We start from the raw sequence: 18,015 nt of genomic DNA, 5'->3' as shown, positions 1-18,015 counted from the left end.
GGAGTTGCTCAATGGCCGACGTCGCTAAGCTTAACCAAGTCACCAAAGGCTTTCGCGATGGTGAGCAATATCATCAAGTGCTGCAAGCGGTCAATCTACAAATCCACAGAGGTGAAACCGTGGCGCTTACAGGTCCCAGCGGCAGCGGCAAAAGCACCTTACTCAACCTGATTGCCGGCTTTGAAACGCCAGACTCGGGTGAAATCTTGCTAGAACAAGCGTCCACCTCAACTTGGCAAGACAAAGATTGGAGCCGTTTCAGACGTAATTCCTTAGGTGTCGTGTTTCAGCAATTTAACTTACTCACGCCACTCAACGTGAAAGACAATATCGCCTTCTCCTTAAGTTTAACCGCGCAGCCATGGTCGCCTTGGTGTGACTATCTGGTTGAAAAACTAGGGCTCTTGCCATTACTTCACCGCCAAGTTGAAGCCCTGTCAGGCGGTCAACAACAACGCGTCGCCATCGCCCGCGCCTTAGCCCATAAACCGACCTTGCTACTGGCCGACGAACCTACGGGTAACTTAGATGATGTGTCAGGCAAACAAGTGATGGCACTACTGTGTGAACTGGCACGGGAAAGCCAAACTAGTATCTTGATGGTCACCCACAGCGAAGAATGCGCCGCCTTCATGCAAAAACGTTGGCATTTATCCCAAGGTGCAGTCGCTATCTATGAACAATAAACTGCTCACTAAGGCGACTCCCTCGGGGCTTAGGCTGACGTGGCTCAGCCTAAAGGTTTTTATCGCCCATTATCGCCATGCGCCCATACAAGCAGGTGCCATTCTGCTCGGTATCGCCTTAGCTGTGACTCTGCTCATTGGAGTCAAGGCAACCAACGACAATGCCGTGCGCAGCTATAGCGAGGCGACTGAGTTACTGAGTCAACGCGCCGATGTGCTACTCACTCCGCCCCTTGGACAAAACACTTTAGATGAATCCGTCTATTTCGCCTTGAGACGAGCCGGATTAAGTCAGAGTCTCGCTGTCGTGAGTGGCAAAATCTCCGGTAAAAACGGTCAGTTCTGGCAACTGGAAGGCAGCGATTTGATCGCTGCATTAACACTACAAAAATCGAGAAGTAACGCCTCGACTGACACACAATCAGCCACCTCACCACAGATGAATGACTTACCGCTTGCCGATCTCCTCAGCGGCGCAGCCACAGTAATCATGAGCCGCAGCCTAGCAGCCAAAGTGGCACCAGAAGGTAAACTTGTTTTAGAAAATAGCACCTTAGATGTCATTGCAATTGATGACAGTTTTGGTCTCGGCAGCGCCATATTGGCCGATATGTCCCTCGCCCAGCGATTACTAAACATGCAAGGCAGATTGAGCTATATCGCCATGTTCAGTGAGCGAGAAAACCTACCTAAACTAAAATCCCAACTCGACGCTTTAGGGATTACGCCGCAAAAGGCCAGCTTTAGCCAGCAAGATCAAGGTCAAGCGCTGATAGCGCTGACCCGCAGTTTTCATCTTAATCTTAATGCTATGAGCATGTTAGCCTTCGTTGTCGGCCTCTTTATCGCCTACAACGGTGTGCGCTACAGCCTAATGAAACGGCAAAAACTGTTAGTACAGTTATTACAACAGGGAATAGAGCGCCGCGCCTTGATGACGGCACTGATGTTCGAATTAATTTTGTTAGTTGTCATAGGCTCAAGTCTGGGCTTTATCAGTGGTTTGCAACTCAGCCACTGGCTGCAACCTATGGTCGCCATGACCTTAGAGCAAATGTATGGCGCCCACTTGCTCCCCGGTATTTGGCAATGGACTTGGCTTTTTGAGGCAATTGTCCTCACCTTAATTGCCGCGCTTGCAGCTTGCTTGCCCTTGTATTTAGATCTTACGCGCCAAGCGCTTGCACAAGGGGCGAATCGTTATCAGCAAATGCAGGCACACCGCAAAACCCATAGCATTCAATTTGCCTTAGCCTGTGGCTTATTGACCTTAGCGGCTCTGCTGTTTCCCTTCAGCCAAAGCTATAACATCAGCTTAGTGTTGCTCGGTATCGTCGCTATTGCTATTCCCTTATTGTTGCCACAATTATTGCATTGGGGCGTCAGTGCGTTAATGCCCTTGGCACGTCCTGGATTATGGCAATATCTACTCGCCGAAACCCGTGAGCTTATTGCACCGCTTTCCCTAGCTATGATGGCGATCTTACTGGCGCTCAGTGCCAATGTGTCAATGAACACCCTCGTTGGAAGCTTCGAGCAAACCCTGCGAACTTGGCTAGAAACTCGCTTGCATGCCGATCTCTATATCCGCCCACCGAGCCAGCGTATCGACACGATTCAAACCCAATTGATGCACGATCCTAGAGTCAGCGGTCTTTATCAGCAGTGGCAAATTGAAGCCCTGCTTTCACTGCCAGTTTCGACGGATAATCCGAGCGAGCAGACGATTCCGGTGAGCCTACTCAGCCGCGATGAATTTTCGACTCGGCACACCAGTGCGCTTAAAGAAAGCCTGCCCACATTGTGGCAATCCTACTTTAATGCACCCGTTGTATTGGTGAGCGAACCTCTTGCCATCAAATACCAATTACAGCTTGGTGATACTGTGTCATTGGATGTGCTCGAGAAAACAGGAAACAGCAAAGCCATTATTGGCGGCATTTATTATGACCACGGCAATACCCGAAACGAGGTCATTATCAGCCAGCCACTTTGGCAACGGGCCCAGTTACCTGTACTGCCAGTCAGTTTAGCGGCGAGTTTTCACGGTAAAGAGCAAGGCAGTAGGATAAGTGAAGCGCAGCTTGATCAACTACAAGTCCAACTGGCGACTGAGTTAGGTTTATCCCAAGCACAAATCTACAGCCAAACTAAGATTAAAACCCAAGCTATCGCTATGTTTAAACGCACTTTTTCCATTACCTTAGTGCTGAATAGTTTAACCTTGATTGTCGCCGCGATTGGCCTCTTTAGTGCCTGCTTAATGTTGACTCAGGCAAGGCAAGCGCCACTGGCACGGCTGTATTCCCTCGGCGTCAGTCGTAATGCTCTGCGCGGCATGGTGTTTATGCAGATGCTGATTGTGGTGCTGATCACTTGCCTGCTCGCTATGCCAACGGGCGCGCTATTAGGTTACCTGCTTATTAATAAGATCACCTTGCAAGCCTTTGGCTGGACGATAAAAATGATTTGGGATTGGCAAGCTTACGGCCATGCAATACTGATTGCCTTAACCACCTGCACCTTAGCCGTACTCTTACCGCTGTATTGGCAAACCCGCAAACCACTGGTCGCCAGTCTGCAACAGGAGACACTGTGATGAAAACACTCAATCTAAACAGTATTGTATGGGCAGTAGTTGGGTTAATGCTTATCGGCGGCTGTGATAAAACGCCATCGACGCAAAACACTCAGTCCAAATCCATGGCCAATGTGGTGGGGAAAACCTCTACTAATCAAGATGATTTAGCTTTTACGCCTGTTGTTCCCGGCTATAGATTTGAATTTCCGCGGGATCACTTGGCGCACAATGGCTTTCGCCAGGAATGGTGGTATCTGACCGCGAATTTAACGACAGAAACAGGTGAGCAACTCGGCGCTCAGTGGACTCAGTTTAGAGTCGCCCTTAAACCCCCTGCTCCGCAAGAAACAACTCTGCAAGTAACAGATGCAACGCCCAAAAATGAATCCACGTGGGAGACTCAGCAGCTTTACTTGGCCCACAGCGCATTAACCTCGAGTCAAACTCATCTGGCTCACGAAAAGTGGTCGCGCCGCCATAGCGAGTTTGCCGAGGTGAAATTAGATCCTTATCAAATCCGCCTCGATAACTGGCACTGGCAGAGCGAAACCAATGCACTCTTTCCCGCGACCTTAACGGTGGAGAATTCTGATTTTAGCTATCGACTTCAGCTTAATAGCCAAGCGCCACTGCAATACCAAGGCGTTAACGGCTATAGCCTTAAAAGCCGCGACGGCCAAGTAGCCTCTTACTATTACAGCCAACCCTTTATTGAAATTTCAGGTGAAATCAACCGCAATGGCAAAGTGGAGCAAGTCACAGGCCAAGGTTGGCTCGACAGGGAATGGAGCTCGCAATTCCTCACTAAAACGCAACAGGGCTGGGATTGGTTCGCGCTCAGGTTAAATGATGGCTCGACGCTGATGTTGTTTCAGCTACGGGATCAGTCTCCGGCAGAGTCCGCAAAGAATGCACCTATCTCAGCATTTTATAGCGCCAGAAGAATGTTTGCCGATGGCACTGGGCGCAACATCAATTCCACTGACAATCCCAATGACATTCAGATGACGCCTCTTAAATGGCAACACACAGTCAATGGCGACTATCCCGTTAGCTGGCAAGTCAAAATCCCCAGCGAAAATATCGATCTCACTATCACCCCGCTCAATCCCAATAGCGCTATGCCATTATCAACGCCCTACTGGGAAGGCCCAGTGCATCTCTCTGGCAGCCATACAGGTACGGGTTATATGGAGCTAACGGGCTATTGAGCCCAAACATAGTTCTTATAACCAGAAATGCTAAGTCAGCGCGAAGTAACATAACAAGATAGTTATTCAGAGAATGATCTTAAGCTGCTGTTGTATAAAGACATAGCAACACGCAATACGTGACCAAGCCCACAATAACACCCTATTTGCGATCGAGTTCAAGACTAATAATCAACCAATTGTTGCATTTTAAAGTCAACCCAAATACAGTATCATAAATTTAAATGACAACGCTGTCATAACGTACAAATAACAGTTTAACTCTCACGTTTATGAGTGACTGCAATGCGCATCAACCGACACAAATGGAGTTGTGAATGAGTTCTATCATCCGCATAGAGAAAGGTTTTACCTTAATTGAACTCATGATCGTCGTTGCAGTTATTGGCATTCTCGCTGCTATCGCTATCCCTTCTTTTTCCGAATACCTAAAGCAAGGTCGTCGTTTCGATGCCCAGCAATATCTGATGACGAGCGTGCAAGCACTAGAGCGCAATTATTCCCGTCAAGGTAAGTATCCTACTGCGCAAACCTTAACCAACAGTCCTTATTACACCTTTAGCTACACACCGGCGGACGACAAGTTAAGTTTCTCCCTCTCGGCAGTCCCAACCAGCCGCCAATCGGATAGCTGTGGCACCTTAAGCATTAATCAGAAAGGTGTTCGAACTCCCGCTGCCAATTGTTGGACAAATTAAATGTCGAGCACGTGGAATCAAGGATTTACCTTAGTTGAGCTTATGGTTACCGTCGCGATTATCGGTATTTTAGGCAGCTTAGCCCTCCCTTCGTACCGCGACGTTATGGCACGTGAACAGCTAACAGCCGCTGCGAATGAATTGGCCTCTAGCTATAAATTTGCCCGCAGTGAAGCGGTAAAACGCAGTACTTTAATTACTCTCACGGCAACAGAAACGGGTCTTTGGGTCATTAAAGATAGCGACGATAACGAATTGAAGGTATTTACGCCTCCGACACATGGAATTGATGTAACAGGACTGACTAGCATCAGCATCAGTGCCACAGGCAATACCGCCAAAACCAGTATTTCATTGGCGAACAGTCAAGGTGAAAACATGAATTTATGCATTTTACCGAGCGGCCAAAGTCAACTTCAAAGTGAGGATTGTGCATGAAAGCCTTCAATCACATAGGTAAAACGCACCTTGGCTTTACCATGACAGAAGTTTTAGTCTCACTCGTGGTATCAGTCACCTCATTGCTTGCACTGGCGAAAGCACAGTTATCATCGCTACAACACGCCACCAATAGCTTTCAATACACAGTTGCCACAGTGCAAGCGCAAAATGTCATTGAACAGATTTGGCCAAGGTTATGCGAAGTGCAAAAGCAACCCGCACGCTTCGAAGATATCAATTTTAGAGCCAGTTTAAGCCAAGATTTCCCCGCAGGCTTTGACTTAGTATTACCCGCCACTTATCAAGACAACATGGCAATTACTGTGACTTGGCAAGATGGTCGAGTCGATACCAATAATAGCGTCAGTCTTAACGCCAGCTTTCCGCATCTGTGTAAGGTTTAACTGTGATTTCAGCTCATCGCACTCAACGGAGACACATTAAACTCACCTCAAGACAAACGGGGTTTAGCTTATCCGAACTGATGATTGCCATGGTATTAGGGCTAATCATCATGATCGCTGTGATCAATTTCTTTGCGCCACTTAAGACTACTGTTGAGGAAAGTAAACGTCTAGAAAATGCCGCTGACGCCTTAAGGTACGCCACGCTAACACTCAGTAAAAGCATCAAACAGGCGGATAATGTCGCCCTTGTATCGGCTAACGAACTCGTCCTAAGCACGCATGCCTCCGCAAGCCAACCGAGTATTAGCTGTTTAGGCCAAAGTAAAACCGCTGATTACACCGAAACCTTTAGCTTTTTAGCACCTAACTTATCCTGCGACGATGGTGATGGCGCACAAACGCTTCTCACTGGGCTAGAAGCGGCTCACTTCTCTCAAACTGGTGAACTCGTCAGTATTAATTTGAAACCCTTAGCTTTACCGACCCAATATGATCAGGGTATTAGCTTACAGATCGCACTGCGTAAACCTCTTTGGCAACAAGCCATTAATTCACAACAAGTGCCATAGGCACGAGGAAGCACAGACATGCACACGGAACGTTCATTTGCTTACGCTTCGCCACTTCGCGGCAGTATCAATAAGCAAAAGGGGGCAGTGTTACTTATCGTCTTAGTCTTCAGCCTATTAGCCAGTTTGTTGGTCGTGACATCACTGCGAGATAACTTAGTACAAGAGCGGCTGAGCGGGAACTTCCATAAGCAAGTCAATGCACAACTCACCGCCGAACAAGGCATGTATGAAAGCTATAACACCCTCAAAGCGACTTTAATTAAAGTGCCCCAAAGCACGGCAGCCTCTTTAAATGACAGCCTGCCAAAGAGTGCCTCAGGCAGCATCGACGGCAGTGCCTATGCGTTAACAAAAGCCGTGACCCTGAGCGCCGAACTCAGCGTCAACAGCACTGGACAACACTTAGAAGGTCAAGCGAAACTCAATGCTCTCTTTGCCCTAAAGGGCGCAAAGGGAAATAATATTTTTAACGATGCCATCGTTTCCTGCGAGAGCCTCAATCTTACCGGCAGTAGCACAATCGATGGTTACGACTCACGTAAAGGCGCCTACGGCGATAGCTTCAACAATGCTCAAGGCAGCAGCCAACTCAATAAGCATGGTAAAGGCAATGTGACAACGGTTGAACCAAATGCTGATGTGACGCTGTCGGGCAATTCACCGATTTACGGCGATGTCAGTGCGACGGGAAATGTTACGTTAACAGGCTCATCTTCCTTAATGGGGAATATTCAAAGCAATAAAGATGTCATCGTAGGCACAGGAACTGTCGGGGGAAATATCGCAGCAGGTCATAATTTTGAGCTAAAGAACAGTGGGACTGTTGAAGGCTCAGTGCAAGCCAATCAGAATGCATCAACAGCTCCCGGTGCCAAAGTGAATGGGACACTTCAATATGGCGGCGATGGCACCTTTCATCAAAATAGCAGCATTGGCCAAACGGTGAATCTAGCACCCAATGTATCTCCCGTTCCCACTAAGTCCTGTGATCCATTAGATATTGGTGCCGTAATGGGAGGGTTTAAAATGCCCAACAATGGCGTAAGAACAATTGCATCAACCCAGAATGTAACCATTTCCCCAACGGGCTCGACTGCGAGTTCAGGTAACAGTAATGCGTTTCCGGCCCTGTCCTCAAGTTCAGAGAATATCTTCGGTTCTGAAACCCCAGTATTTAATCTCGACAGTTTAGTCATGAGTAGCGATGGTGTATTAAACATCAGCGGTGGGGATGTCACACTGATAATCAATGGTGACTTTAAAATGAGTGGCGCAAACCAACTAAATATCGCCCCAGGCTCAAGCCTAACGCTATTTGTGAATGGTGAGATTTCCTTTACGGCAGGCACCAATAACGGTAATAGCATTAAAAGCCAAACCCTAACCAGCAGCAATAAACCGCCGTTAGCGATTTATTCGGGTTCAAATAAAGATGTGACTGTCAGTGGAAGCGTACCGATTTACGCCGCGCTTTATGCGCCTAAATCCAAAGTCAATCTGCCCGGTGGTCCCGAAATCTTCGGCTCAGTAAGAGGTAAATCCATCACCGCCACGGGCAATGGCAAGATCCATTATGACAATGCCCTAGGCGAAGCCGATTTGGGCAGTGAAAATGCTATTCCGCCTGCGATAGTGCTTAAAGGTTGGCAATACTTATAATCCTGCTCCATTGGCCGTATCCCATATACGGCCAAGTACAAAGCCTCTCATCTACAATAATCTCAAAGCTTAAATATCAAACTGGGAGTTAGATCACTCGCAAAACTTTGATCCGGATCGACTATCGCTTTCAATACCTCTTGTGAGGTATACCCACATTTTTTATCAGGTCTAGACTCGCCAGTATCAGCACTCGGTTACCCTCCTTTTTAATCTTAAGTAACCGAGTTTACGCTACTACAGGTCATCCCATATGAGTCAGGAATACCACGTCACCAGCCTTGTGGTGCATGCCACGCCTAAAGCCTTACAGCAGGTTGAAGCCAATATCCTCGCATTAGTGGGTACCGATATTCATGCAATTACACCCGAAGGAAAATTGGTTGTCACCCTAGAAGGGAGTAGCCAAAGAGCGATTCTTGACAATATTGAAGCCATCAATGCCCTGTCCGGCGTGTTATCTGCCAGCTTGATTTACCACCAAGTAGAACCCTTAGTACAAGAGAGTGAGGAAATATTATGAGCATAAGCCGCCGCGAGTTTCTCAAGGCCAACGCAGCGGTTGCCGCTGCAACGGCCGTTGGCGTCACACTTCCCATTAAGATGGTCGAAGCCGCCGAACAAGCTGACAGTATCAAGTGGGATAAAGCTCCCTGCCGTTTCTGCGGTGTGGGGTGTAGCGTATTAGTGGGCACCCAAGCGGGCAAAGTGGTCGCCACTAAGGGGGATCCTGAAAGTCCTGTCAACCGTGGCCTTAACTGTATTAAAGGTTATTTCCTATCAAAAATCATGTACGGCAAGGACAGATTAACCACGCCATTGCTGCGGATGAAAGACGGCAAATATCATAAAGAAGGTGAATTCACCCCAGTCAGCTGGGATGTGGCCTTCGATACTATGGCGGCGAAATGGAAACACAGTCTCACCACCAAAGGTCCGACGTCAGTGGGTATGTTTGGCTCCGGCCAATGGACTATTTGGGAAGGTTATGCCGCCTCTAAACTTCATAAAGCAGGCTTCCTTACCAACAATATAGATCCTAATGCGCGCCACTGCATGGCCTCAGCCGTAGGCGGCTTTATGCGCACCTTCGGTATCGATGAACCCATGGGTTGTTATGACGATTTAGAAGCCGCCGATCAGTTTGTGCTCTGGGGCGCAAACATGGCGGAGATGCACCCAATTCTGTGGGCACGAATATCCGATAGACGTTTAAGCAGTCCAACGTGCCGAGTGCATGTGCTGTCAACCTTTGAGAATCGCAGCTTCGATTTGGCCGATAACCCTATGGTGTTCCGCCCACAGTCGGACTTAGTGATCCTCAACTATATCGCCAATTACATTATTGAAAATAAAGCCGTTAATACCGACTTTGTTACCAAACACACTAAGTTTGCCCTTGGGGTAGATGATATCGGCTATGGCCTGCGTCCAGAACATCCATTAGAGAAAAAAGCCAAAAATCCAGGCAATGGTAAATCCACGCCCATTAGCTTTGACGAGTATGCCAAGTTTGTCAGCACTTATACGCTGGAATATGCCGCCAAGATGAGTGGCGTCGAGCCAGAGAAGCTGGAGATTTTAGCCAAAGCCTATGCCGACCCTAACGTTAAAGTCATGAGTCTGTGGACCATGGGCATTAACCAACACGTTCGCGGCGTGTGGGCGAACAACATGCTTTACAACATCCATTTGCTCACGGGCAAAATTGCCACACCGGGTAACAGTCCTTTCTCATTAACAGGTCAACCTTCGGCTTGCGGTACTGCACGTGAAGTCGGTACTTTCGCCCACCGTTTACCCGCCGATATGGAAGTCACTAACGACAAGCACCGCGCCATTACCGAAAAGCTATGGCAAGTGCCAGAAGGGACCATTCCCGCCAAACCTGGCTACCATGCCGTACTCCAGAGCCGTATGCTCAAAGATGGCAAGCTCAACTGCTACTGGACAATGTGTACCAATAATATGCAGGCAGGCCCCAACATCAACGATGAAATCTATCCAGGTTTCCGTAATCCAGAAAACTTTATCGTAGTTTCAGATCCCTACCCAACCATCACAGCCATGGCGGCAGATTTAATTTTGCCAACGGCAATGTGGGTCGAGAAAGAAGGAGCTTACGGCAACGCCGAGCGCCGTACTCATATGTGGCATCAACAAGTAAAAGCTCCAGAAGGCGCAACCTCAGATCTGTGGCAACTAGTCGAATTTTCGAAACGATTCAAAGTCTCCGAAGTCTGGCCAGCCGAACTGATAGCCAAACAACCGGAATACGCGGATAAAACCTTATATGAAGTGTTATTTGCCAATGGCGTGATCGACAAGTTCCCAACTTCCGATTGCAAAGCCGAATTAAACGATGAGAGCGAACACTTCGGTTTCTACCTGCAAAAAGGTATTTTCGAAGAATATGCAGCTTTCGGTCGTGGCCATGGCCATGATTTAGCCGACTTTGACCGTTACCATGAAACCCGCGGCCTACGCTGGCCAGTCGTTAATGGCAAAGAAACTCTGCGTCGTTTCGTTGAGGGGAGCGATCCTTATGTCAAAGCGGGTGAAGGCTTTAAATTCTATGGCAAGCCAGATGGCAAAGCGGTGATTTTCGCCCTGCCCTATGAGCCCGCCGCCGAAGAGCCGAATGAAGAATACGATTTATGGATGTCGACTGGCCGCGTGCTGGAGCATTGGCACACAGGCTCGATGACAGCCCGCGTACCAGAGCTTTACCGTGCCTACCCCGACGCGCAAATTTTCATGCATCCAGAAGATGCGAAAGCTCGCGGCGTACAACGTGGTGACGAAGTCATAGTGGCCTCACCGCGCGGTGAAGTGAAAACCCGAGTTGAAACCAAAGGCCGTAACAAACCGCCACGCGGCGTAGTATTTATGCCTTTCTTCGATGCGCGCCAGTTAGTCAACAAACTGATATTGGATGCAACCGATCCCCTGTCAAAAGAAACTGACTTTAAAAAATGCCCAGTGAAAGTCTTCAAGGCGGAGAATAACCAATGAGAAAAATACTCACCTTAACTGCGTTACTCGTCGCCATTACCGGCTGTTCAGGTCAGCAAACCGACACCAACGTAGCACCAGTTAATATTCAATCCCTCGCAGGAAACATGGCGATCACCGACATTCGCCCAGCCGATGCCATGGCGATTTATCCTAGTCGCGGCACCGCCATTGAGCGCAGTTTTAGCGAACAACCCCCGCTCATCCCACATAAGGACGATTACAAGATCACCTTAGATAAAAATGGCTGTTTAAGCTGCCATAGTTGGGACAAGGCAAAACGCATGAAAGCCACGCCAGTAGCTAAGTCCCACGTGATTGATGATAAAGGCACAGTGAACGGGCATAACTATGCCTGTACTCAATGCCATGTCGCTCAGGCCGAAAACAAGCAACCACTCGTCGAGAATCAGTTCTCCGGCAAGTAAATCTCCATCCCCTGCAAAGCCAAGCCACTCGAATTGATTAGGGTGGCTTTTTTGCTATTTAAGCATCCAATCCTAATGAGTTAGCTTAGAGCCAGTAATAAGTATTCAAGTAAATATAAGACTAAACGTCTATCGCTGGTTCAGCGTCCGTTGCTGAACAGTACTTTCACCAAGGAAGGGATTGAGCAGAAGTTAAAAAGGCAAAGTGAGAATAGAGGGAAATGAAAATAAGAGCAGAATCTAAAACACAGAAAAGTAAAAACCCAGCCTAGGCTGGGTTTACTTGTTGTTTTGCTTTATGCAAATCACCCGCTGGAGCCGTTTTAGTTACTTGCGCCGCTTTAGCGTTTTGCACATCTTTTGCCACAGGCATAGCCGCCTGCCACAAAGCACCTACCCACAGACTTGAACTTGATTTCATCGGTATTCCCCTGTTTTGTTAACAAGGTCAAAGTAATACTTAGGCTATCATTAGTAAAATGAATAAATTCCATAATATGGATTCCATTTGAGCATGAACATCCCAATCAAGACCTTACAGTGTTTTCTGACCTTAGTGGAAACTGAAAACTTTACCCGCGCCGCGCAGAAATGTTTTATCACCCAGCCGACACTAAGCAAAATAATCCAGAGACTTGAAGAAAGCCTTGGTGAAACCTTGCTGATCCGGAATAACCAAAAGGTTGAGTTAACTCAAGCTGGTCAGCTCTTTGAGCACAGTGCACGGGAAATCCTCGGCCAATGGCATAGATTGCAGGAGGACATGAGTAACCTTAGCGGTCTCAAATCGGGGCGGTTGCGACTGGGTGTATGTCCTATGATGAGCAGTCTTATTATTGGTTTGCTCACTAGCTATCGTAAGCGTTATCCGGGGGTTGAACTACACATGTATGAGTACGGTGGATTCGGCTGCGAACAAGCATTGCTCAATAACAGTCTCGATATCGCCTTTACCGCGCTACCCACGACCCATGAGACAGAACTCGTCAACCAACCCCTGACTAAGTACCCTTTACTCGCATGCCTGCCTGAAGGACATCCCTTAGCCGAGAAAGACCACTTAAAATGGCAGGACTTCCAACCCTATCCTTTTATCCTCTACAACGAAGACTTCTCCCTTGCTAAACTGATTAATCGCCTCAGTCGCAAAGCAGGTGTTCAACTCAATATTGCCTTTCGCAGCGGTCAGTGGGATTTCCTTGCCGCCATGGTCGAAGCCGATATGGGCGTCGCTATTTTACCTGAGCCTATCTGCAATCGATTAAGCACCAGTAAACTGGTCTTTAAACCTATGCAGCCCGCAATGACATGGGATCTGGCGCTTATTTGGCGCCAAAGTTTACCTTTAACACCGGCAGCCAAGGCCTTGCTCGAATTGAGTAAACAAAAAACTGAAGGCTGAGAAAATAAAGCGAGAACTAATATTATTTTAAACAACGAGATACGAAACTTCGTCAGCCGTAGCGGGTGATTACAGTTGGATCTCTCCCATAAAAAAACCGCTGCGAGCCTAGGGGCCGACAGCGGTTTTTATTAGCTAAGGTAAGTTAAGAATTACTTCTTAGCTTCAGCAGCCTTACGTTCTTTAACTTGAGCAACAACTTTCTCAGCTACGCTAGCTGGACATTGGCTGTAGTGTGAGAACTCCATAGAGAACTGACCACGACCAGAAGTCATTGTACGTAAAGTACCGATATAACCGAACATTTCTGATAACGGTACGTCAGCTTTAACGCGAACACCTGTTACACCAGCAACTTGGTCTTTGATCATGCCGCGACGACGGTTTAAGTCACCGATCACATCACCCACGTTGTCATCTGGGCTGAACACGTCAACTTTCATGATTGGCTCAAGAAGTTGTGGTTTAGCTTTAGCGATAGACTGACGGAAAGCGCCTTTAGCAGCGATTTCGAACGCGATTGCTGATGAGTCAACTGCGTGGAATGCACCGTCAGTTAATTCGAACTCAACGTCTAACACTGGGAAGCCAGCGATAGTACCTGTGTTCATCATGCTCGCGAAACCTTTCTCAACTGCTGGCCAGAATTCCTTCGGAACGCTACCACCAACTACTGAAGATTTGAACACGAAACCAGTGTTTGGCTCACCTGGGCGGATGATATATTCGATCTTACCGAATTGACCAGAACCACCTGATTGTTTCTTGTGAGTGTATTGATCTTCAACCATTTGAGTAATGGTTTCACGGTAAGCAACTTGTGGCTCACCTACGATCAATTCAACGCCATAAGTACGCTTCAGAATGTCTACTTTGATATCTAAGTGAAGTTCGCCCATACCTTTAAGGATGGTTTCACCTGAATCTTCGTCAGTTTCTACGCGGAATGATGGATCTTCAGCGATCATCTTACCGATAGCGATACCCATTTTCTCAGAACCGCCTTTATCTTTTGGCGCTACTGCGATAGAGATAACTGGCTCTGGGAACACCATAGCTTCTAAGGTAACAGGGTGTTTCACGTCACATAAAGTGTGACCAGTTTGAACGTTCTTCATACCCACGATAGCGATAATATCGCCAGCTTGAGCTGATTCAATTTCAATACGGTCATCAGCGTACATTTCACACATACGGCCGATACGTTCAGTTTTGCCAGTCGCGCTGTTCAGGATGGTATCACCCTTCTTCAGACGGCCTGAATAGATACGTACGAAAGTCAGGGCACCGAAACGGTCATCCATGATTTTGAACGCTAACGCTTTTAATGGCTCATCAGCAGAAACGATAGCGAATTCGCCAGTTTCGTTGCCTTCTTCGTCAGTCAATGGTTGTGGATCAACTTCGTCTGGTGCTGGTAAATAATCAACAACAGCATCAAGAACCAGTTGCATACCTTTGTTCTTGAACGCAGAACCACAGTATGTTGGGAAGAATGCCAGTTTGCGAGTACCAGTACGAATACAACGCTTGATGTCTTCGATAGATGGCTCTTCGCCTTCCATGTACGCTTCCATCACTGCATCGTCCTGTTCAACTGCAGTTTCGATCAGCATTTCACGGTATTCTTCAACCATGTCAACCATATCAGCAGGAACGTCTAATACTTCGAAGTTTTCTGGAATACCAGAGTCATCCCACACGTATGCTTTACGAGTTAATAGGTCAACAACACCAGTGAATTCGTCTTCAACACCGATTGGCAGAACCATAACCAGTGGAGTTGCAGCTAATACGTCTTTAGTTTGCTTAACAACGCGTAAGAAGTCAGCACCCATACGGTCTAACTTGTTTACGAAGATAATACGCGCAACTTCAGATTCGTTCGCATAGCGCCAGTTAGTTTCTGATTGAGGCTCAACACCGCCTGAACCACAGAATACACCGATACCGCCATCAAGCACTTTCAGAGAACGATAAACTTCAACGGTGAAGTCAACGTGTCCTGGGGTGTCGATAACGTTGAAACGGTGATCTTTCCAGAAGCAACTTACAGCAGCGGACTGAATAGTAATACCGCGCTCAGCTTCCTGTACCATGAAGTCAGTGGTAGATTCACCATCGTGAACTTCACCGATTTTATGGATTTTACCGGTTAGCTTAAGGATACGCTCGGTGGTCGTGGTTTTACCCGCGTCAACGTGAGCGAAGATACCAATGTTTCTGTATTTGGATAATTCGGTCATGATTCAACTTTAATGAGTAGTTTAAGAAGTAGACGGAGTATGCGACAAACACCGACACACCGCACATCAGATTATTTTAGGCGCATATTGTAAATTGGAACCCTGCTCGGCGCAAATGGCTAGAGTACTTTTTCACGATAAAGTCGCGTAATAATTTAGGTAAATAGCCATAAACACGAACTAAAACAGATAAGTAAAACACTTTAGCTTATTTTTCACTCAATCAATAAAAACCGTTAAATAAACCTCCTTTTAATGGAATAAGACGATTTTTAAGGGATTTCTATCATATCGTCAGTACAAACATCAAACATTAACCTGCAAGCATGGATGCTAGAACAATCATGTTATACCTATCTTCAAAATAGAGATCACATCCGCGACTCACTTCAATCGCAGTCTTTTAGCCAAATAACCACAAATCAGTCTTGAGTAAACCCTTACGTGTCGATGCACATTTGATTACGCCCTTGTGCTTTAGCACGATAAAGGGCTCGATCTGCCCGCTCAAAACACAATTGTATAGGTTCGTTTTCTGCGAGCTTAGCGACACCAAAACTACAAGTTAAGTGAACATTGTCAGTAAATTGATAATTGTTAATCCTCTGCGCAATCCGCACACACAAGCTTTCAACTAATGGCAATGATGACTGTTGGCAGAGGATCACAAATTCTTCGCCCCCCCAACGTGCGACCACATCAGAATCACGCACACAGTGCTGTAATACCTGTGACACTTGCTCAAGGATCCGATCACCGACGTTATGCCCTAGCGTGTCATTAATCTCTTTAAAGTAGTCGATATCAATCATTACAAGGCACATGCCTGCCCCAGCAGATTTATCATGCTGCTCGTTATTAATAAAAAAGCGATTAAAGTAATGTCGGTTATACAATTTAGTTAAGGGGTCGTGGGTAGATAAAAATTCGAGTTCGGCATTTGACGCTTCAAGCTGTTCGCGTAAAGTTTCCAACTGTTTATTCTTATCGGTTAATCTTCGATTATATTGACTCATAAAGTAAGTTTTCGCCCCCAATATTAGGAGCAACAGACACGTCGCGCAGATAATTTGATACACAAGCGAATAGTTAGTCTCATCTATCACAGTCACATTATTCCACTTCTGATAAATCGTGATCCGCTCTTGCTCACTCACAGTGTTTAAGGCTTTATTTATCACAGGTAACAATGACTCTTGACCATAAGCGACCCCCATCCGTAACTCATCTTCCGGCCCGCCCCAACCCGCAATTTTTAAATGATCAAATCCCATTTGTTGAATGTAAGCGTTAACCGAAAACATTGACCCAACAAACAGATCTGCACGTTTATCCAGAACCGACTGCAATCCCGCAGGTTCACTGGCAACAGTAAGCATTTCTATCTGAGGATAATAATGCTGAATATACTCCGCTAAACGATAACCTTTTGGCACGGCTAAAATACGCGTATTGATATTCTCCAATCCTTGCAGAAAAGGCTGTTCTTTAAGTGAAACGAGCACATTGGGTGAGCGGAAATAGACATCACTGAAGTGCAGATAAGTCTCGCGTATTAGCGTTTTATTCAACATAGGGGTTAAATCGCACTGACCACTTTGCAAAAAAGATAAAGTTTCGGTCCAAGAAGATGTCGGCACTAGCTGAAACTTAAGGGAAGAATGTGACTCAACATGACGAATATAGTCCGATGAAATCCCCAGATGCTTACCTTCTCGTATTCCTTCATAGGGCAACCAATCAGGATCAACGCAATAACGGACTATCACAGCAGACTTGGCGCTAACATCTTGATCCGCAAGTTTAGCACTAGACACCATGAAACGATCAGCATTCACCAGTAATGGCATACACAGCAATAGCGACAATAACCTCAATAAGCCACGCAATTCCATTGAAATGTCAACCTAAAAGCTGATGCTAGATGGGGAATGTAAAAAAAGTGTATACGTGAAAACCACACAATACCAATTCCCATCATTGCTTATACGAAACGCTCGTTTGTCCATTGTGTCTTAACGCCTTCGTACATCAGCAAAACTTATCTTCATAAGGTGATCAGTTGATGGGAAAGAACGTTGCTAAGTTCACTCAGTCCTAAATTCACTCCGTCTGAGTTTGGTATCACATTTTAAAAAGCCAATATTTATCGCTTGTTTCATCATCAGGGCTATCCTAAATAACCACCCTTACTCGCCATCCAAAGCCATCATAGCGCCTTTTGCAAACTGCGCTTATAGGAGCCTTAACTTCTACAGCTACGTTCTTTGGCCGCTATACCGCGATCATGATGGACTGTGCGGGTGGCATCAAACAAAGATGGCAGAAGATTTTATAATCTGAGATAAAACTGCAGCCTTATTCTCCGGAACTGAATCTGATAGAACAGTTGTCGCGGATATTAATAGAATTGATATAAAGCCAAATGGTGCAAATTATTCGTATCGTGGAAGGTAAAAAAGGGATTATCGAGAGAAAATAGGAGGAAAACTGACTAATTAAATAGACACTAGGCTGGATTTAACAAATTGCGGACGCAAAAAAGCCAGCTTATTCAGCTGGCTTCGTTACATCTCAATGAGATAATTAGGCGCTTGGCGATGACCTACTCTCACATGGGGAGACCCCACACTACCATCGGCGCGTTTGCGTTTCACTTCTGAGTTCGG

Annotated in this window: 15 protein-coding genes and 1 rRNA gene; 12 read left to right on the top strand and 4 right to left on the bottom strand. The window is 46.6% G+C overall.

Annotated features, from left to right (window positions below; translation table 11 throughout):
* Positions 1 to 11 precede the first annotated feature (11 nt).
* The 11 genes from HGO26_RS00075 to napB all read left to right on the top strand — a co-directional run bounded on the left by HGO26_RS00075 (position 12) and on the right by napB (position 11,698).
* Positions 12 to 686 carry an ABC transporter ATP-binding protein gene (locus HGO26_RS00075; RefSeq protein WP_168822486.1) on the top strand — a complete coding sequence of 225 codons (675 nt, stop codon included), beginning with the start codon at positions 12 to 14 and terminating at the stop codon, positions 684 to 686.
* Positions 676 to 3,285, top strand: a complete 2,610-nt coding sequence (locus HGO26_RS00070; RefSeq protein WP_168822484.1) for an ABC transporter permease — start codon at positions 676 to 678, stop codon at positions 3,283 to 3,285. The genes HGO26_RS00075 and HGO26_RS00070 overlap by 11 nt, the downstream gene beginning before the upstream one ends.
* Positions 3,285 to 4,478, top strand: coding sequence for a lipocalin-like domain-containing protein (locus HGO26_RS00065; protein WP_211085776.1), 1,194 nt, complete (start codon positions 3,285 to 3,287; stop codon positions 4,476 to 4,478). Before HGO26_RS00070 ends, HGO26_RS00065 begins: the two co-directional genes overlap by 1 nt.
* A 317-nt stretch (positions 4,479 to 4,795) precedes the next feature.
* Complete coding sequence (locus HGO26_RS00060; protein WP_168822480.1) at positions 4,796 to 5,176, top strand: type IV pilin protein; 381 nt, start codon at positions 4,796 to 4,798, stop codon at positions 5,174 to 5,176.
* A complete protein-coding gene (locus HGO26_RS00055) occupies positions 5,177 to 5,614 on the top strand; it encodes a GspH/FimT family pseudopilin (protein ID WP_168822478.1) in 438 nt (145 codons plus the stop codon).
* Entirely contained in the window at positions 5,611 to 6,021 is a 411-nt protein-coding gene (locus HGO26_RS00050) for a prepilin-type cleavage/methylation domain-containing protein (protein ID WP_168822476.1), read from the top strand. Before HGO26_RS00055 ends, HGO26_RS00050 begins: the two co-directional genes overlap by 4 nt.
* A 2-nt stretch (positions 6,022 to 6,023) precedes the next feature.
* Positions 6,024 to 6,593: a PilW family protein gene (locus tag HGO26_RS00045; RefSeq protein ID WP_168822474.1), complete on the top strand. Its 570-nt coding sequence runs from the start codon at positions 6,024 to 6,026 to the stop codon at positions 6,591 to 6,593.
* A gap of 18 nt (positions 6,594 to 6,611) precedes the next feature.
* Positions 6,612 to 8,255, top strand: a complete 1,644-nt coding sequence (locus HGO26_RS00040; protein WP_168822472.1) for a DUF7305 domain-containing protein — start codon at positions 6,612 to 6,614, stop codon at positions 8,253 to 8,255.
* A gap of 253 nt (positions 8,256 to 8,508) precedes the next feature.
* Complete coding sequence (locus tag HGO26_RS00035; RefSeq protein WP_168822470.1) at positions 8,509 to 8,778, top strand: chaperone NapD; 270 nt, start codon at positions 8,509 to 8,511, stop codon at positions 8,776 to 8,778.
* A complete protein-coding gene (gene napA, locus HGO26_RS00030; protein WP_168822468.1) occupies positions 8,775 to 11,270 on the top strand; it encodes a nitrate reductase catalytic subunit NapA in 2,496 nt (831 codons plus the stop codon). The genes HGO26_RS00035 and napA overlap by 4 nt, the downstream gene beginning before the upstream one ends.
* Positions 11,267 to 11,698 carry a nitrate reductase cytochrome c-type subunit NapB gene (napB, locus tag HGO26_RS00025; protein ID WP_113939717.1) on the top strand — a complete coding sequence of 144 codons (432 nt, stop codon included), beginning with the start codon at positions 11,267 to 11,269 and terminating at the stop codon, positions 11,696 to 11,698. Before napA ends, napB begins: the two co-directional genes overlap by 4 nt.
* Positions 11,699 to 11,966: 268 nt before the next feature.
* Here napB and HGO26_RS00020 read toward each other — a convergent pair whose 3' ends face one another.
* Entirely contained in the window at positions 11,967 to 12,119 is a 153-nt protein-coding gene (locus tag HGO26_RS00020) for a hypothetical protein (RefSeq protein ID WP_081729124.1), read from the bottom strand.
* Positions 12,120 to 12,212: 93 nt separating this feature from the next.
* Here HGO26_RS00020 and HGO26_RS00015 point away from each other — a divergent pair, with 93 nt between their 5' ends.
* Complete coding sequence (locus HGO26_RS00015) at positions 12,213 to 13,100, top strand: LysR family transcriptional regulator (RefSeq protein ID WP_168822466.1); 888 nt, start codon at positions 12,213 to 12,215, stop codon at positions 13,098 to 13,100.
* A 152-nt stretch (positions 13,101 to 13,252) separates the two neighbouring features.
* Here HGO26_RS00015 and fusA read toward each other — a convergent pair whose 3' ends face one another.
* The 3 genes from fusA to rrf all read right to left on the bottom strand — a co-directional run.
* Positions 13,253 to 15,346 (bottom strand): elongation factor G, encoded by a 2,094-nt coding sequence (gene fusA, locus HGO26_RS00010; RefSeq protein ID WP_105251504.1) that lies wholly within the window; start codon positions 15,344 to 15,346, stop codon positions 13,253 to 13,255.
* A 440-nt stretch (positions 15,347 to 15,786) separates the two neighbouring features.
* Positions 15,787 to 17,241, bottom strand: a complete 1,455-nt coding sequence (locus tag HGO26_RS00005; RefSeq protein ID WP_168822464.1) for a diguanylate cyclase — start codon at positions 17,239 to 17,241, stop codon at positions 15,787 to 15,789.
* Between the two features lie 697 nt (positions 17,242 to 17,938).
* Positions 17,939 to 18,015 (bottom strand): 5S ribosomal RNA (rrf, locus tag HGO26_RS22535); the annotation flags it as partial.

It is taken from the genome of Shewanella oncorhynchi, from assembly GCF_012584455.1.
Taxonomy (GTDB): Bacteria; Pseudomonadota; Gammaproteobacteria; order Enterobacterales; family Shewanellaceae; genus Shewanella; species Shewanella oncorhynchi.
This window is presented reverse-complemented; position numbering and strand designations above follow the sequence as displayed.

Bases quoted from the DNA above. Each gene is read 5' to 3' on its own strand.
- HGO26_RS00075 (WP_168822486.1), top strand. From the start codon at position 12: ATGGCCGACGTCGCTAAGCTTAACCAAGTCACCAAAGGCTTTCGCGAT.
- HGO26_RS00070 (WP_168822484.1), top strand. From the start codon at position 676: ATGAACAATAAACTGCTCACTAAGGCGACTCCCTCGGGGCTTAGGCTG.
- HGO26_RS00065 (WP_211085776.1), top strand. From the start codon at position 3,285: ATGAAAACACTCAATCTAAACAGTATTGTATGGGCAGTAGTTGGGTTA.
- HGO26_RS00060 (WP_168822480.1), top strand. From the start codon at position 4,796: ATGAGTTCTATCATCCGCATAGAGAAAGGTTTTACCTTAATTGAACTC.
- HGO26_RS00055 (WP_168822478.1), top strand. From the start codon at position 5,177: ATGTCGAGCACGTGGAATCAAGGATTTACCTTAGTTGAGCTTATGGTT.
- HGO26_RS00050 (WP_168822476.1), top strand. From the start codon at position 5,611: ATGAAAGCCTTCAATCACATAGGTAAAACGCACCTTGGCTTTACCATG.
- HGO26_RS00040 (WP_168822472.1), top strand. From the start codon at position 6,612: ATGCACACGGAACGTTCATTTGCTTACGCTTCGCCACTTCGCGGCAGT.
- HGO26_RS00035 (WP_168822470.1), top strand. From the start codon at position 8,509: ATGAGTCAGGAATACCACGTCACCAGCCTTGTGGTGCATGCCACGCCT.
- napA (WP_168822468.1), top strand. From the start codon at position 8,775: ATGAGCATAAGCCGCCGCGAGTTTCTCAAGGCCAACGCAGCGGTTGCC.
- napB (WP_113939717.1), top strand. From the start codon at position 11,267: ATGAGAAAAATACTCACCTTAACTGCGTTACTCGTCGCCATTACCGGC.
- HGO26_RS00020 (WP_081729124.1), bottom strand. From the start codon at position 12,119: ATGAAATCAAGTTCAAGTCTGTGGGTAGGTGCTTTGTGGCAGGCGGCT.
- HGO26_RS00015 (WP_168822466.1), top strand. From the start codon at position 12,213: ATGAACATCCCAATCAAGACCTTACAGTGTTTTCTGACCTTAGTGGAA.
- fusA (WP_105251504.1), bottom strand. From the start codon at position 15,346: ATGACCGAATTATCCAAATACAGAAACATTGGTATCTTCGCTCACGTT.
- HGO26_RS00005 (WP_168822464.1), bottom strand. From the start codon at position 17,241: ATGGAATTGCGTGGCTTATTGAGGTTATTGTCGCTATTGCTGTGTATG.